The following is a 16,428-nucleotide window of genomic DNA, read 5'->3' on the forward strand; positions in this document are numbered from 1 at the left end:
TTTATATATTTTATAATAATTTATATTTTACCCATATTGGGAAATAACACCAGCAATACCTGATATTATTAATAATAAAATACCAATAGTTACATTACGTCTTCAATGATAACTTTTTTTCTTTTTAAATTCATTTTTTGTTTTTTTAAATTTCATGATTATTTCTCCAAGATTTTAATATTTTACTTTTTTATTCATCAGGATCTCCTCTTCTTGCATTCTTTCTAGTGTTATTTAAATTTACAAAAGGTTCAACAAAAGCACCCTTAGCCATATTATTTAATCCAACAAAAGGGCTTTTTAAATTATTTTTTGTATCTTGTCATTTAGTACCTTGATCATGAGAATTTTGAAATTTACCAATTCCTTTAGCAACTCCTTTAGTACCTTTACCTAAATAACCTGTTATACCATTTTTTAATAGTCCATTTGCTTTCTTTTGACTACCATCAGGATTTCTTCCATCTTTAGCACCACCAAATGCAATTTGTTTCCCAAGTTTTAATGTACCAGCACCACCTGCTGCAAGGCTAGCAAAAGTCCGAGCTTTACCCATAATATTTCCAGCAATAGCTGCTCCATTAGAATCAATAGCACTTTGTACACCTAAGTTTTGTGTTACTAAGTGATTAATAATTTTTTGAGTTCTTAAACAACTAATAGCACCAGCTGTACAAAATAACGTATATAAAACTTGTTTTTCAAGTCAACTAAAATTAGTATTATTAGTAATATCTAATATTGCCTTTGGTAATATTTGAAGAAAGATATAAATAGGTAACATCGTTCCTGGACCAATAATAAACTTACCTATTACCATTTCTTTTCAAACACCCAATCTTTTTCCTTGATCAACAGGCATCATAGAAGCAACAATTGGTGATATTGAAAATAAAAGTAATAAATCAATAATTCTTTCAACCAATGTCATTGATGCAACAAATAATACATATAAAGTAAATCACACCGCAATAATTTCAAGAATAAAGTTTCAATGTTTTAATTGAGAAATAGGTGGCATTGAATAAACACCAGGATCATGCTGAGCAGCATTAGCATCCGGAGCACCAATACCTCATAATAAATCAGCTAAACTAGCATTTTTTCCTAAAGCTGTAATTTGTAAAACTGCCAATAATCCTGTTATTAAATAATTTATAGTACTCATAAAAAATGGAATGAAAACAATTACTAAAAAAGCTAAAAATGTATTTTTTATAGCTTTACCTAATTTTTCTCTAATTGTATGTGTTTCAGTAAATTGAATAATAATTAATTGCATAATAAACATAATAAGTATTACGCCAATTGAAACAATTGCTAATGCTGAAAAAAATACTGGTAAATTTTTACTATTAAGTGGATCTTTAGTAAAATCTCCAAAAACTAAATTAGTTATCGCATCAGTTGTTAAATAATCAAATATGCCGCCATGACCATGATTAGGTGATCTCAATAAAATATCAATTAAATATAATGGTCCTTGAATGAAAATAAGTCAAGGTATAAATAATAAAGCTCCTAGTATAATATCTGTTAGTCAATCCATATTTTCATCTCTTTTCTCTTCATAACTTAATATTAAGTTAATATATAACTTTCTTTAGTTAGCTAGGAAGAATATTTGGATTACCACCAAAAGCTTGCACAAGAGCAATTATTATTGCTGATGCAGTAATGCCAATAATTGGTGCAATTAATGTATACATAAACGCTTTTTTAATCTCACTTCTACGTTGTGGATCATCACCAGCGGCCGCTAAATCTTTTGCCAATATAATTATTTTAAAAACACTAAATGCAATTAAAGCAGCAATTAGCAATCCTGCAACTGCCGAAACATAAGGTTTTGCTACATCAATGATTTTATTTATATCAGGTCTATCTGATAGATAATTAAAAATCATAAGTTTTTCCTCCTTAAATAATAAAAAAATAAAATTATTTACTAATCAAAATTGTTTATAAAGCATGAATTTATCTAATAATATAATAAGCCCTATTTTACTCCTTAAAGAGATAAATTAGGACTTACAGTCAAATTCATATGTTATAAATAATGTTGATACACTTTAATTATAGTTGGTTTTAAAATAAAGTAAATAAAAATTTTCAATTTTATCAACTTATTTTTTATTGTTTTATAAAATTTTTTATTTAAATAAAATCATATTAATAAAACTTATAAGTTTTATTAATATGAAAGTATCTTTATATTTAATTTAAAATAAATTAACAATTATTGATGAAATCGATAATGTATAAAAAAATATACTAATTTTCAATTTCTTTATTTTTTATATTTTTAATTGCTTGTGTTTCAGCATCACTAACATTAATATTTAAACACATACGATATAAACTAGAAATAGCAAAAAGACATTCACCAACTTTAGCACGAGCAATAAAATCAGTTTCATTAGCAGAAATGCCACCATATGAAGAATACAATTCATTTAATGCCGCTAAATCATGAGGTTGTAAGTTTAATACTTTTAAATATTGACTTGAGTTAATAATAGCAGTAGTATATTTTTTAATTTCTTCAGAACCAAGAAAATCGTTAATATTTTGTGTAATAATATTTATCATACCTGTATACTTACGAATTCTCTTAACAATTTGATACATAAATAATAATGCTGCTGGAAATTCTTTATCAATAAGTAAATGGGCTTCATCAATAGTAATTGAAATTCATTGTTGTTTATTATTAATTTCATTATCATTTTTATTTTTTCGTACTTCATTTTCAATATATTTCAAAATTAAAAACATTTGAGCGTTAACTAAACGTTTATTCCCTGATTGCGTTAAAGTATATAAATCATAAACTTGTAATAAACTACTGCTATTAATATTAGTATGAGCATTTCATAAATTAGCATCAGTACCACCAGTTGCAAATCTTGATAATATAATTAGTAAATTTTTTAATTCATTTTTACTTCTAATCTCTTCTTCTTTAACCATATCAGATTCAATAATATCATATAAATCTTGAAAAATTGGAAATTGATTTGGTTTTAATAAATGAATTTTTGTTCGAGAAGTAATACCAAATTTTTCATACATTAAATTTACATAAATCATTAATAAACTTGATTCATTTCTCGTTAATCCACCAGTAGCAACGTTTAAAAATTGTTCTAAGAATTGCATATGTGGTGCTAAAATATCACGAGTATTATTATCATTAGTATTATCATCACTCAGTGCCAATGTAATTTGAAATGGATTAATATTGCCAGAAGAACCGTCACCAACATCAATTCAACTTCCATCATGATAATTACATAAATCGCGATATTCACGTTCAGGATCAATAACAATTACTTTATGACCAAGCATAATTTGATAATTTACTTCTTTTTTAGAAGTATAAGATTTTCCTGAACCACTAGTACCAATAATTAATTGATTATGATTTTTACGAGTACTACTTTTAGTTCTTTGATCAAAAAATACTTTATTACCACTTTCATTAAATCCAAGAAACAGTCCTTGTTTATCATTTAATTCTTGATTTAAAAAAGGAAAACTAGCACCTATTGTTAAACATGGCATTTCGTGACCTGTTTCTTTAAATCAATCAGCACTATCTGGCATTACTGATAAAAAAGCTTCTAATTGACGATAATATAATTTATCAAACTTCATATTATTGTTTTTTATTTCGTATTCGGCAGTACTAATATTTTGCTTAAGTTGCTTACGATCAGCACCATTAATTAATAAATACATATTAGTATTAAATATTTTTTCACCACCACCAGCAATTTGATCTAATAATTCATTTAATGATTGATAATGATAATCATAATCTCTTCGTTCTGATAATGATTTTGTCATAAAATTTAAAGTTGCTAAATTTTGCATAGCTTTATTCAATTGTTTTTTAGCACTTTCTTCACTAATACTATTAAAAGTAAAGATTAAACTAGTATTCGGAATATTTACTAAATTTGCTAATCAGACTGCTGAAACTTCAAATGGATAATCATATATGTTATAAACAGTTTGAAAACAATTAGCAAATTCTAAATTATTCTTATGAACTAATAATTCTTTAATCGCTAAATCATTAGTTAAATCTTTACTTTTAACAGTTTCTTCTTTTTTTGTAGTAAACATTTCTTCTAACGAAGCATTTTCATTAGAATTTATTAATTTACTATAAACAACCATCATTTCAAAACAATTAATATCACTAGCTTTAACACCACTACGACTGATATAATTTTTAAAAGCATTTACTTCTTCTTTTAATTTTTCTTGATTTGATGAATAAAAAAATAAGTAAAAAAATGGTTGCGTCATTTCATTTTGATTTTGAATTTCATTATTAGCATTAATTGCTGATATCATTTGAAATTTTCTTGCTAATTTTGCTTTTTCACTAATATTTTCTAAATCAATTTTTTCGAGTTGTTCTTTATAAAAATTAGTTTGTGCAGTTATATCTAAAGGCATATCAATCTTTATTAAAGACATAGAAATATTAATAATTTTAAAAGCTGCAGCTAAATCTTTAATTTTATTTGAGGCTTCTTCATTAGATAATAATGTAATATTAAAACCCTCCAATAATAAAGCTCTAGTATAATTTGTATTTTTCACATTTAATTGCATCACATTCTTACTAATAATTTTTTTAAATGGTACTAATATTTGTGAATTTTTTTCAGATTTATAATAACGATTTTTACTATGAAATTTAAATCATAATAAAATAATTTCTCATCCTTTTTTTCTTGGCTGTCAATAAAAAGTAAGCGGAATAGTAGCACAACCAACTAAAATAACAGCTAATATTTTAAAAATAATATCAATTTGCAATAATAAAATAATAATTGAAGCAAATCCAACTACCATTAAAATAATTAATAAATCAATTAAACCAACACTTCTCCAAATTTGTAATTTTACAAATTTAATAGTTTTAGGAATTAAAAATTTCATTTATCTTTTCTTTTGAAATTTCATTAGAATTTAGCGCTGAATTTAGTTTACTGTTTATTTTCTCTATCTTTATACTATTAACACGCTTCTTAAAGCCACAACGACTGCAATTAACTTGAATATTTATTCCTTCTAAGTAATCAGCTATCAAAATTACTCTACCACATCGATAGCAAGCAAAAGAATTTTGTGGCTTTTGAGCTAATCGAACAGATGTATACGTATCTTTCATAATCATTGTCTCCTAACTGAATTTAATTTGTTTACTAAACACAATTCAAAGTTATCTTGTTCCTAAATATTATTAAGCAACTGAAAAAGAAAAAATAAATTTTTGCTATATTTTTAATTTAAAATAACCCACTATTTAAACACTATTTTCTTTTTAAAATCTAGTTTTACTTTAAAAAATAAATTAAATTTTTAAAAACAAAGAAGAAAATTTAAAAAAATTTTAATAAAATAATATCTATAAAAACTCAAGAAATCAAAGTTTTATACATTTCTTGAGTTAAATAAATTTTAACAAATTAACAAAAAATAACAAATTTTTTTTATTTTTCTAACTTTTTATTAACTTATCTAATCCTGGAATATTTGGCATTTCTCCTTTTTTAATCTGACCAGCAATTTGATCCATAACTTTTTTAGTTTTTTCAAATTGGTTTAGCACTTTATTTAATTCTTTTTCTGAACGACCTGAGCCTTTTAATACTCTTGCTTTTCTAGTTGGATAACGTAAAATTTGTGGCTTTTCACGTTCTTGAGCAGTTGTTGAAGCAATAATATATTCTGCTATTTTTAAATCAGTTTCAGCATCACTAATTTTAGCATCACTAATTTTAGCAGACATACCAGGAATCATTTTTACAAGTGAGCCCAATTTACCCATTTTTTGAATTTGCTTCATTTGATTAACAAGGTCATTCAAATCAAATTGACCTAACATCATTCTATTCATAGTTTCTTCAACATCACGAGTTGAAACTATACTTTCGGCCTTCTCCATTAATGTAGTAAGATCACCCATTCCTAAAATACGTTCTGCCATTCTTTCTGGATAAAAAACCTCTAAATCAGTTACCTTTTCACCCATTCCTAAGAACTTAACAGGAATCTTTGTTAAATAAGAAATTGAAAGAGCTGAACCACCCTTAGCAGTACCATCTAATTTAGTGATTATACTTCCAGTAATAGGAATAGTATTATTAAACTCAATAGCAACATTAATTATATCTTGTCCTGCCATACCATCACAAACAAGTAAAACTTCTTTTGGTGAAGTAATTTTTCTTATTTCTGCTAGTTCTTGCATTAATTTTTCATCAATGTGTAATCTTCCAGCTGTATCAATTAATATTACATCAAACTTATTTTTATTAGCATATATTTGAGCATTTTTAACAATATTAGTAGGAGTTTCATTTTTTTGGGAAAAAACTTCAATATTCAATTGTTTTCCTAAAACTTTTAATTGTTCAACAGCAGCTGGACGATAAATATCTCCTGCAACTAGTAAACATTTTTTTTGATATTTATCTGTTAACAACTTTGCTAGTTTAGATATTGTTGTTGTTTTACCAGAACCTTGTAAACCAACTATCATAATAACAGTAGGATTAGTAGATAAATCTAATTCAACATTCTTAGTACCCATAATCTTTGTTAATTCATCATGAATAATTTTAATTAACATTTCTTTTTGATCTAAGCCTTCTTTAATAAATTCACCTTTTGCTTTATTAATAATTTCATTAGTTAAAGTTTTAACCACTCTAAAATTAACGTCAGCCTCTAACAAAATTAATCTAAATTCTTTAATTGTTGCTTCCATATTTTCCATGGTTAAAGTTTTTTTACTTAAATTTTTTTCTAATGTTTTTTGTACTTTTTTTGACATAATGTCAGCAAAACTCATATTTATATTCTCCTCTATTTTTAAGACTATATTATTTTAACACTAAAATAATAATGAAAAAATAAATTAAACATAAAAAAATAAATATTTGAATTAACAAATTATATATTTTATAAAGTTAAAAAGAGAACCTAAGGGTTCTCTAAAAAATAATTAATTAATTTTTTAATTAATTAATTCTGTTGCTCTTACTTCACGAATAACAGTAATATGAATATCGCCTGGTATTGTAATCATTTGTTCTAATTTTTGTTTTAAGTTTCTTGCTAATATATGAGCATCAAAATCATTAATAACTTTAGGATCCACAATAACTCTAATTTGTCTTCCAGCCTGAACAGCATATGCTTTTTCTACGCCTTTAACAGATTTACACAAATCTTCAATTTCTTTAATTCTAGTTATAAATTCTTCTAATGAATTATTTCTTGAACCAGGTCTAGCTGCTGATAATGTATCAGCAGCTGAAACTAAAGAAGAATAAACATTATCTTTTGCAACATCACCATGATGAGAATGAATAGCATTAATAATAATATCACTTTCACCATATTTTTTTGCTAAAATCACACCATTATAAACATGTGAACCTTCTAATTCATAATCAGCAGCTTTACCAATATCATGTAATAAACCAGCACGTTTTGCAATATTAACATCTAAACCCAATTCAGCTGCCATTGCTCCTGCAAGTTTGGCAACTTCAAAGGAATGCAATAAAACATTTTGACCATAACTTGTACGATATTTTAATCTTCCAATATAAGATACTAACTCTGGTTCAAAACCAGTTAATTTTAACTCATCAATAATTTTTTTACCATCAACTTTAAAACCTTCATTTAATTCCTGCTCATGAAATCTCAAGATTTCTTCAATTCTAATTGGATGAATTCTTCCATCTTTAACTAAATCTTCTAAAGCTCTAGTTGCAATTTCTCTTCTGATCGGATTAAATGAAGAAATTTGAATTGTTTCTGGCGTATCATCAATGATAATATCTACACCTGCTGTTAACTCAAAAGATTTAATATTTCTACCCTCTTTACCAATAATTCTGCCTTTCATTTCTTCATTAGGTAACTTAACATATGATACTGACTTATCAACAATAAAATTACTTGCATAACGTTCTATTGCTTCACTAACAATATTATTGGCTAACTCTTTAGATTGAAGTTTAATATTATATTCATGATTTTTAATAATTTTATTAAATTCTAATGATAATTTTTCTTTTAATTTACTAAACAATTCATCTTTTGCTTCATTTCGACTCATACCAGAAATTTTTTCTAATTCCATAATAATTTGATCAATTTTTTGATGATATTCTAATTTAACATTTTTTACAATTTCACGTTGATGATAAAGATTTTGTGTTTGTGTTTCAATTATTTCTTCACGTTCACTTAATTTGCGTTCTCTTTTATTTAAAAGTTTCTCATATTCTAAATTTTGTTCTTTACGATATTCAATCTCTAAATACAAATCTTTTTTCATTTTACTTATTTCAATTTTTGCATCGGCTCTTGAGGATTGAATTAATTTTTGAGATTCTTTTTCTCTCTTTAAAATATTAGTAAAACTTTGTTGTTCTTTAATTTTTAAATACATTTTTCTAATTAGAAATCCAGCAATTATCCCTACTATCATTGCTAGAAAAATTGATATACCTACTCACATTCCAAACTGTTGACTACTTATATTTGATAATATAGCTAACATATTTTTTTCCATTTATATTTTTCTCCTTGCTGTAAAACACCTACAAGAAAAAGAATCCTTACACTCAAAAACTTAAATAAAATTAAAATTTTATATTTTTCTTCTTTAATATCTACACACAAATAAGTAGGATAATAATCCTACATTAATTTTAGCATGTTTTTTTTAAAACTTGATTCGTTCCTTAATTTGTTCTAAAAGAAAAGTATTTGTTTCTAAACTTTCTTTTGCTTTTATTTTTCCTTGTCCTAATTTTACATCTTCATAAGTGTATCAGCCACCAGATTTATTAATAACTTCTTTCTCAACAGCAATTGTAATGATTTCACTAATTTTTGAAAATCCTTCTTCAAAACAAAAATCAAGACTTGCTGTTTTAAATGGTTGGATGGGTTACACTTTATTGGACACTAATTACGTAGACAAGTGAACAAATTAGTTAAAAGAAAGGAAATATAATTATGGCCAATATTAACTCATATAATGATGAATTTAAAAAACAAATAGTATCTTTATATCAAAATGGCAAATCAGTATCTTGCCTTGCTAAAGAATACAACGTTACAAGAGCAGCTACTTATAAATGAATTAAGCAATTTACAAATTCAGGCAGTTTTAAAACTAAAGATAATCTTTCGGATTTAGAAAAACAATTAATTCAAGCAAATAAAGAATTAAAACAATTAAGAATGGAGAATGATATTTTAAAGCAAGCAGCACTAATAATAGGCAGAAAGTAGAGATTATTACAAATAATAAATCTAAATATAAAATTCGTCCAATTTGTCGTTTTTTAAAACTTTCTAAATCAACATATTATTTTAATTTAAAGAAAAAAGAAGATAAAATCAAAAATAATATGTATGATGAAGCTGTTATTAGTGCTTTTAAACAAAATAAAGAAGTTTATGGAACAAGAAGATTAAAAGTCAGTCTAGAAAATAAAGAAATTTATTTATCACGCAAAAAAATTAAAGAAATTATGAATAAACATAATTTAATATCAAAATACACTAAATTATCATTTAAAAATCATCATAACAAAGTCAATGATAGCCAAATAAGCAATCTTGTGAATAGAAACTTTAATAATAGGCTTAAAAATGAAGTTATTGTTAGTGATTTAACTTATGTTCAAGTTAATGGTAAGTGAAACTATATTTGCTTATTAATCGACCTATTTAACCGCGAAATTATTGGACATAGTGTAGGTACTAAAAAAGATGCATCATTAGTATATCAAGCATTTATGCAATCAAATCGCTGTTTAAAAGATATTCAAATATTTCATAGTGATCGCGGTAATGAATTCAATAATAAAACTATTGATAAACTTTTATTAGCATTCAATATTACCCGTTCTTTAAGCAAAAAAGGTTGTCCTTATGATAATGCTGTTGCTGAAGCAACTTTCAAAACTTTCAAAACTGAATTTATTAATGATAAAAATTTTACATCATTAATCCAATTAAAATTAGAATTATTTGATTATATCAATTGATACAACAACATACGAATCCACAGCACTTTAAACTACCTAACTCCAGTTAAATATCATGAAAAAATGTCTACCAAAAAATAGTCCTAAAAAGGGTTGCCATTCCAGCTTCTGATTTAACAAGAATATCTAGTATTTCTAATGCTTGTTCTCCTGAATCTGGTTGTGTAATTAATAAACGACTAATATCAACACCTAATTTTTGACTATACTGACGATCTAATGCATGTTCAGCATCTATAAATGCTATTCTACCATTTTGTTTTTGAACTTCTGCTAAAGCCATTAATGCTAATGTAGTTTTACCTGCCGATTCTGGTCCATAAACTTCAATAATACGACCTTTTGGAAAACCTTTAACACCTAAAATATCATCTAATAATATACTTCCTGAACTAATAACTTCAATATCGCCAATACTACTATCACTTAGTAACATAATAGCACCTTTGCCAAATTCTTTTTCAATTTGCTTAATGGCCTTTTCTAATAATTGCTCTTTTTCTTTAATGTTTATTTCCATAAAATCACCCTACAAAATATTAATAACTCTGTAAGATAATTCCTTTTTAAAATTTAAAAACTTAATAAAATTTTTTTTAAAATAACTACTGCTTTTGCTACTATAGTTGATCTAATTTCGTTTCTATTACCTGAAATATTTAACACTTCACATCAAACATTATCATTGATAACAATACCTACATATACTAAACCAACCGGTTTATTTTCTAGAGCATTAGGTCCTGCATTTCCAGTAAAACTAATAGCAATATTTGTTTTTAAAATTTTTTGTGTATTTAAAACCATTTCTATAGCACATTGTTTACTTATTACACCATATTTTTCAATGGTTGTTTTTTTAATTTTAACAATATTGATTTTTGATTCATTAGTATACGTTATAAAACCACCACTAAAATATTTAGAAGCACCAGCAATACTAGTAATCTCTTGAGCAAAAAGTCCACCAGTAATACTTTCACAACAACTAATTCTAAAATTAAATTTATCTAATAAAACTAAAAGTTCAGTCATTTTTAAACCTTCAATCAAATAATTTACAATACAAAAAAAGAATAAAAAAATCATAAGCCACGTTCTGTTCTTGCTTCTTGCAAGTGCTAACCATTTATCTACTATTGTAAACAATAGTTCGGTTTATTATTCATTTCTAATAAACCAATGCCCCTACCTAAATTTGGGTTTCTCACTTGTGGGGTTTATCTCGTTCCAGCTTTTAAGTTTCCTTAAAACTCGTCTCTATGACACTTTTATAGACTAGAACCTTATTTAATAAAAAACTTAGGTTTTTGTCAGCCGTCAGAATTACTGCTTAGAGTTATTGTTTTCTCTAACACAAACATTACTTTCATCACAGAAAGTGCGAGCGTGGACTTTCCTCTACATACTAATGCAGCGATTAGCTCATTTTTTATTCTTTTAGAAAAAAATTATAACATATTTATTCTTCATGTACAATACTTTCTAATTTGCTTAACCTCGTAATAATATCAACATTTTCTACACCTTTTTCTTCTAATTTTTGTTTTTCTTGTTTTAAAACTAAAATTTGTGTTTTTAAAACATCAATTTCTTTAAGTAACTTGTAATTATTATTTTCTAAAATTGCATTTTGCTTTTTTAGTTTATTTACAAATTCTTCTAGTATTTCATAATTAGTAGCTACTAAATCAAGAAATAAATCTACTTCTTTAGAATCATAGCCTTTATAATCAACAGTAAATTCTTTATCTATAATATCCTTTTTACAAATATTCATACTTATACCTCCTTTAATTAAAAGGAAAACTATTCCAAAGTTAGTAATATTCTATATGTAAGGGGGAATTAAAATAATGTTTTATGCTAACCGTGGAATGTTTCTTGAAACTATAATTAATTATACTATTGAAATTATAAATAATGAAAAACAAGCACTAATTTTTAAACAAAATCCATCAATTTTATATCAAAACAATAAAATTTTTAAAGAAAAAAGTAATGTTGATTATCATGGAGTTTATCATGGTAAATATTTGTGTTTTGAAGCAAAAAGTACTAAGTCTTTAACATTACCATGAAATAATTTTAAAAAACATCAACTTGAATACTTAGAAAATGCTTTTTATCTTAATGCTATTAGTTTTGTTATTATTTATTTTTCAGAACATAATGCCTTTTTTTTAGTTTTTTGAGAAAAATTAAAATTTTTAAAAGTTCAAAAAAAAGCACTGACATATAAAAAAGTAGAACAAAATGGATATAAATTAGAAATTATATATCCATTTTATCTTGATTTTTTAAAATTTTTAATTTAAGAAGCTAAAGTTTCTGTTTGTTGATTAGTATGTTTTTTAAATTCAGAACTCGCTTTAAATTTAGGTGCTTTAGAAGCACTAATTACAATAGATTCACCAGTTTGGGGATTACGACCTGTTCTTGCTTCACGAATAATAGTTTCAAATATTCCAAATTTTGGTATATTAATTTTACCACCATTTGCAACTTCAACTTTTATCTCTTCAAAAAATAAATCAATAATATTAGTCGCTAAGGCAATTGTGACGTCAGACTTTTGCGCCACTATCTTAATAATTTCTGTCTTTGTTTTAGAATTACTTTTTGCCATAAAAATTTCCTCCTAATGTTTTAAGAATTATAATTATAATGTCTATTATAGATATTATTATAACTACGTTATCTTCAAACCAATTTAAAAATGTTACTGGTCTGTAATCAAATTATATAGTAACATTTTATAAAGTGAACCATAAAATGTATTTTTTTTCTAAAAAAATGATAAAATTATTTGAATAATATTTTTTTACACTTATAAAGGTTAAAAAATAAAAATAAAATTTAATTTTCAATACTGATAATAAAATATTAAATAAATATTTAATTAAAATTAAAATGAAAAATAATTATTAAAAAAATGAAAAGAAAAACATGTAAAATATATTTATAGTTGTTCAAGTTTTAATAATTAATGATGCTAATTTTATATTACTAATTAATTATTTAATACCACGTAAATAACTTAAAAATAACGCTACATTTTACTAATATATTCAATGATGCAAAAACATAATAATTTTAGAAAGAGTGATAAACTATGAAAAATATTATCCATACGCCTAATGCTCCTGCTGCTATTGGGCCATATAGTCAAGCAATAATTGCAGGTGACTTTTTATATATTTCTGGACAATTACCAATTAATAGTAAAACAGGTGAATTTATTGGCACTGACATTTCTTCACAAACTAAGCAAAGTTTATTAAATATTAAAGCAATTTGTGAAGCTGCTAATATTACTTTAAATAATATTGTAAAAGTTAATATTTTCTTAAAAGACTTAAATCACTTTGTTGAAATGAATAAAGTTTATGAAGAAATATTTGGTACACACGCTCCAGCAAGAGCAGCAGTTCAAGTTGCTAGAATTCCCAAAGATGCATTAATTGAAATTGAAGCAATTGCTTATTTAAAATAATTTTTCTAATTTTATTTTTTTATTGCATATCTAAATTTTTAACTATAAAATTAAGTCAAGATTTATTTAGAAAAAGTACTTTAAAATTTAAAAAGTTTTATTCATATAAAAATGATATTAGTAAAATAAACTAATATCATTTTTAATGATACATTACTACACTTTCCAATTTAATATTCTTACTACAATTTCACACTTTTCTCAAAATTCTAAATATTTTATACTTAAAACAATAATAAAATACATTCTAAATAAATCTTAATTTTAAAAATAAATTAATGAAGAAGATAATAAAAAATGGGACAAAAAAATTTATTATCAATTTTTAATAAGTGATGGAAAAAATACTGCACAAACACAATTTTTTATTTTAGACTTAAGTGATGAAGCTAAACCAGAAGTTAGTGCAACAACAGTTTATCGCTTAACTGGAAGTAATAATCCATTTTTAAATAACTATAATAATCGTCATGTATACCTATACGAACATTATATAATTGTTACTCATTCCGCAATGTGAGAGAAAAGTTCAGTAGCAATTATATTAGAACCTGTTTAAAATCTTTTAGAGAAATAGGGTAAAATGATTATATATTTTAAGATAAGAGGTATATATGCGTAAAAATTATCCTAGTAATGTTAGCAAAGAGCAATTTGAAAATATAAAATCAATTTTAGAAAATACTAAAAAGAGAACTAAACCAAGAAGCTTAGATTTATATGAAGTATTTTGTGCAGTTTTATATGTATTAAAAAGTGGTTGTCAATGAAGAATGTTACCAAAAGATTTTCCAAAATGACAAATTGTATATTATTATTTTCAAGTTTGAAGTAAAAATAATGGTAATGAACCTAGTGTATTACAATTAGTTTTAAAAAAAATTAGTCATGGCATTTCGTATCAATAATGGTAGAAAAGAACAAACTAGTTTTTGTATAATTGATTCACAAAGTGTTAAAAATACAGATACTACTGAAAATAAAGGTTATGATGCTGGTAAAAAGATTTCAGGAATAAAGCGTCATATTGCTGTTGATTCTCAAGGTTTACCACATGCAATTTACATAACCACAGCAGAAAAAACAGATCGTAACAGTGCTATAATAATGATTGAAAATGAAAAAGAAAATCTTTCTGCAGTTCAAAAAATACTAGTAGATGCTGGTTATACTGGTGAAAAATTTGCTTCTAAAATTAAAACAATTATAAATGCAAATGTTGAAGTTATAAAACGTAATGAATTACATTCTTTTGTAGTATTACCAAAAAGATGAGTTGTAGAACGAAGCTTTGCTTGATTAGAAAAATGCAGAAGATTATGAAAAAATTGTGAAAAAAAATTAAATACTAGCTTACAAATGGTTGTTCTTGCCTTTATTTCAATTTTATTGAAAAGATTTTAAACAGGTTCTTAGATTTAAAAGAAGACAATGTAACAATAAAACAATCTGCTGATGATAATCTTTATATGACATTTAATGAAAAAAGTGGGTATTTATATTTTGTTGATAATTATAAACAATTTACTGCATATAAAGTTAATAATAAAAATACATTAACATTAAAAAATAAATCTGACTTAATATTTTCAAAAATGTTGGAATGGCAACCCTTTTTAGGACTATTTTTTGGTAGACATTTTTTCATGATATTTAACTGGAGTTAGGTAGTTTAAAGTGCTGTGGATTCGTATGTTGTTGTATCAATTGATATAATCAAATAATTCTAATTTTAATTGGATTAATGATGTAAAATTTTTATCATTAATAAATTCAGTTTTGAAAGTTTTGAAAGTTGCTTCAGCAACAGCATTATCATAAGGACAACCTTTTTTGCTTAAAGAACGGGTAATATTGAATGCTAATAAAAGTTTATCAATAGTTTTATTATTGAATTCATTACCGCGATCACTATGAAATATTTGAATATCTTTTAAACAGCGATTTGATTGCATAAATGCTTGATATACTAATGATGCATCTTTTTTAGTACCTACACAACTATGTCCAATAATTTCGCGGTTAAATAGGTCGATTAATAAGCAAATATAGTTTCACTTACCATTAAACTTGAACATAAGTTAAATCACTAACAATAACTTCATTTTTAAGCCTATTATTAAAGTTTCTATTCACAAGATTGCTTATTTGGCTATCATTGACTTTGTTATGATGATTTTTAAATGATAATTTAGTGTATTTTGATATTAAATTATGTTTATTCATAATTTCTTTAATTTTTTTGCGTGATAAATAAATTTCTTTATTTTCTAGACTGACTTTTAATCTTCTTGTTCCATAAACTTCTTTATTTTGTTTAAAAGCACTAATAACAGCTTCATCATACATATTATTTTTGATTTTATCTTCTTTTTTCTTTAAATTAAAATAATATGTTGATTTAGAAAGTTTTAAAAAACGACAAATTGGACGAATTTTATATTTAGATTTATTATTTGTAATAATCTCTACTTTCTGCCTATTATTAGTGCTGCTTGCTTTAAAATATCATTCTCCATTCTTAATTGTTTTAATTCTTTATTTGCTTGAATTAATTGTTTTTCTAAATCCGAAAGATTATCTTTAGTTTTAAAACTGCCTGAATTTGTAAATTGCTTAATTCATTTATAAGTAGCTGCTCTTGTAACGTTGTATTCTTTAGCAAGGCAAGATACTGATTTGCCATTTTGATATAAAGATACTATTTGTTTTTTAAATTCATCATTATATGAGTTAATATTGGCCATAATTATATTTCCTTTCTTTTAACTAATTTGTTCACTTGTCTACGTAATTAGTGTCCAATAAAGTGTAACCCATCCA

The 16,428-nt window shown here is 24.8% G+C and carries 16 protein-coding genes, 1 other RNA gene and 2 pseudogenes; 5 read left to right on the plus strand and 14 right to left on the minus strand.

The window, feature by feature from the left end; all coding sequences use genetic code 4:
- Positions 1-27: 27 nt before the first annotated feature.
- The 8 genes from ACI2WJ_RS00875 to ACI2WJ_RS00910 all read right to left on the minus strand — a co-directional run bounded on the left by ACI2WJ_RS00875 (position 28) and on the right by ACI2WJ_RS00910 (position 8,941).
- Complete coding sequence (locus tag ACI2WJ_RS00875; protein WP_338959541.1) at positions 28-156, minus strand: hypothetical protein; 129 nt, start codon at positions 154-156, stop codon at positions 28-30.
- 34 nt (positions 157-190) lie between these two features.
- The gene (locus ACI2WJ_RS00880; RefSeq protein ID WP_400254541.1) at positions 191-1,549 is read right to left on the minus strand and encodes an Mbov_0396 family ICE element transmembrane protein; all 1,359 of its coding nucleotides are present in this window, start codon (positions 1,547-1,549) and stop codon (positions 191-193) included.
- A gap of 58 nt (positions 1,550-1,607) precedes the next feature.
- Positions 1,608-1,907 (minus strand): hypothetical protein, encoded by a 300-nt coding sequence (locus tag ACI2WJ_RS00885; RefSeq protein WP_400254542.1) that lies wholly within the window; start codon positions 1,905-1,907, stop codon positions 1,608-1,610.
- A gap of 367 nt (positions 1,908-2,274) precedes the next feature.
- Entirely contained in the window at positions 2,275-4,962 is a 2,688-nt protein-coding gene (locus ACI2WJ_RS00890) for an Mbov_0397 family ICE element conjugal transfer ATPase (RefSeq protein ID WP_339038815.1), read from the minus strand.
- Positions 4,943-5,194 carry a hypothetical protein gene (locus tag ACI2WJ_RS00895; RefSeq protein WP_400254543.1) on the minus strand — a complete coding sequence of 84 codons (252 nt, stop codon included), beginning with the start codon at positions 5,192-5,194 and terminating at the stop codon, positions 4,943-4,945. Before ACI2WJ_RS00895 ends, ACI2WJ_RS00890 begins: the two co-directional genes overlap by 20 nt.
- A gap of 330 nt (positions 5,195-5,524) precedes the next feature.
- A complete protein-coding gene (ffh, locus tag ACI2WJ_RS00900; RefSeq protein ID WP_252320142.1) occupies positions 5,525-6,880 on the minus strand; it encodes a signal recognition particle protein in 1,356 nt (451 codons plus the stop codon).
- 165 nt (positions 6,881-7,045) lie between these two features.
- Positions 7,046-8,620 (minus strand): ribonuclease Y, encoded by a 1,575-nt coding sequence (gene rny, locus ACI2WJ_RS00905; protein WP_252320144.1) that lies wholly within the window; start codon positions 8,618-8,620, stop codon positions 7,046-7,048.
- Between the two features lie 153 nt (positions 8,621-8,773).
- Positions 8,774-8,941, minus strand: a complete 168-nt coding sequence (locus ACI2WJ_RS00910; RefSeq protein ID WP_400255220.1) for a hypothetical protein — start codon at positions 8,939-8,941, stop codon at positions 8,774-8,776.
- Here ACI2WJ_RS00910 and ACI2WJ_RS00915 point away from each other — a divergent pair.
- A complete protein-coding gene (locus ACI2WJ_RS00915) occupies positions 8,877-9,047 on the plus strand; it encodes a hypothetical protein (RefSeq protein ID WP_400254544.1) in 171 nt (56 codons plus the stop codon). The genes ACI2WJ_RS00910 and ACI2WJ_RS00915 overlap by 65 nt on opposite strands.
- Before the next feature lie 22 nt (positions 9,048-9,069).
- A protein-coding gene (locus tag ACI2WJ_RS00920; protein ID WP_400254545.1) for an IS3 family transposase occupies positions 9,070-10,190 on the plus strand; the annotation gives its coding sequence in 2 pieces (ribosomal slippage) (positions 9,070-9,313 and positions 9,313-10,190; 1,122 coding nt in all).
- Positions 10,191-10,212: 22 nt separating this feature from the next.
- Here ACI2WJ_RS00920 and ACI2WJ_RS00925 read toward each other — a convergent pair.
- The 4 genes and pseudogenes from ACI2WJ_RS00925 to ACI2WJ_RS00940 form a co-directional block, all read right to left on the minus strand.
- Positions 10,213-10,629, minus strand: a pseudogene (locus ACI2WJ_RS00925) (recombinase RecA); the annotation flags it as partial.
- 53 nt (positions 10,630-10,682) lie between these two features.
- A complete protein-coding gene (locus ACI2WJ_RS00930; protein WP_400254546.1) occupies positions 10,683-11,144 on the minus strand; it encodes a CinA family protein in 462 nt (153 codons plus the stop codon).
- Positions 11,145-11,192: 48 nt separating this feature from the next.
- An RNA gene (gene rnpB / locus ACI2WJ_RS00935) (RNase P RNA component class B) lies at positions 11,193-11,542 on the minus strand.
- A 29-nt stretch (positions 11,543-11,571) separates the two neighbouring features.
- Positions 11,572-11,889, minus strand: coding sequence for a DivIVA domain-containing protein (locus ACI2WJ_RS00940; RefSeq protein ID WP_338959370.1), 318 nt, complete (start codon positions 11,887-11,889; stop codon positions 11,572-11,574).
- A gap of 76 nt (positions 11,890-11,965) precedes the next feature.
- Between ACI2WJ_RS00940 and ACI2WJ_RS00945 the strand changes: the two genes are divergently transcribed.
- Positions 11,966-12,427, plus strand: coding sequence for a Holliday junction resolvase RecU (locus tag ACI2WJ_RS00945; RefSeq protein ID WP_338959369.1), 462 nt, complete (start codon positions 11,966-11,968; stop codon positions 12,425-12,427).
- Here ACI2WJ_RS00945 and ACI2WJ_RS00950 read toward each other — a convergent pair.
- Positions 12,424-12,738: an HU family DNA-binding protein gene (locus ACI2WJ_RS00950; RefSeq protein ID WP_252320859.1), complete on the minus strand. Its 315-nt coding sequence runs from the start codon at positions 12,736-12,738 to the stop codon at positions 12,424-12,426. The genes ACI2WJ_RS00945 and ACI2WJ_RS00950 overlap by 4 nt on opposite strands.
- Positions 12,739-13,224: 486 nt before the next feature.
- Here ACI2WJ_RS00950 and ACI2WJ_RS00955 point away from each other — a divergent pair, with 486 nt between their 5' ends.
- Together ACI2WJ_RS00955 and ACI2WJ_RS00960 are read left to right on the plus strand one after the other, a co-directional pair.
- Entirely contained in the window at positions 13,225-13,605 is a 381-nt protein-coding gene (locus ACI2WJ_RS00955) for a RidA family protein (RefSeq protein ID WP_252320861.1), read from the plus strand.
- Positions 13,606-14,219: 614 nt separating this feature from the next.
- A protein-coding gene (locus ACI2WJ_RS00960; RefSeq protein ID WP_400254547.1) for an IS5 family transposase occupies positions 14,220-15,009 on the plus strand; the annotation gives its coding sequence in 2 pieces (ribosomal slippage) (positions 14,220-14,480 and positions 14,482-15,009; 789 coding nt in all).
- A 218-nt stretch (positions 15,010-15,227) separates the two neighbouring features.
- On the opposite strand, the pseudogene ACI2WJ_RS00965 reads toward ACI2WJ_RS00960, so the two are convergent.
- Positions 15,228-16,352, minus strand: a pseudogene (locus ACI2WJ_RS00965) (IS3 family transposase).
- Between the last annotated feature and the right edge of the window lie 76 nt (positions 16,353-16,428).

Origin of the sequence: Spiroplasma endosymbiont of Cleonymus obscurus (genome assembly GCF_964273375.1) — a bacterium.
Taxonomy (GTDB): domain Bacteria; phylum Bacillota_I; class Bacilli_A; order Mycoplasmatales; family VBWQ01; genus Spiroplasma_E.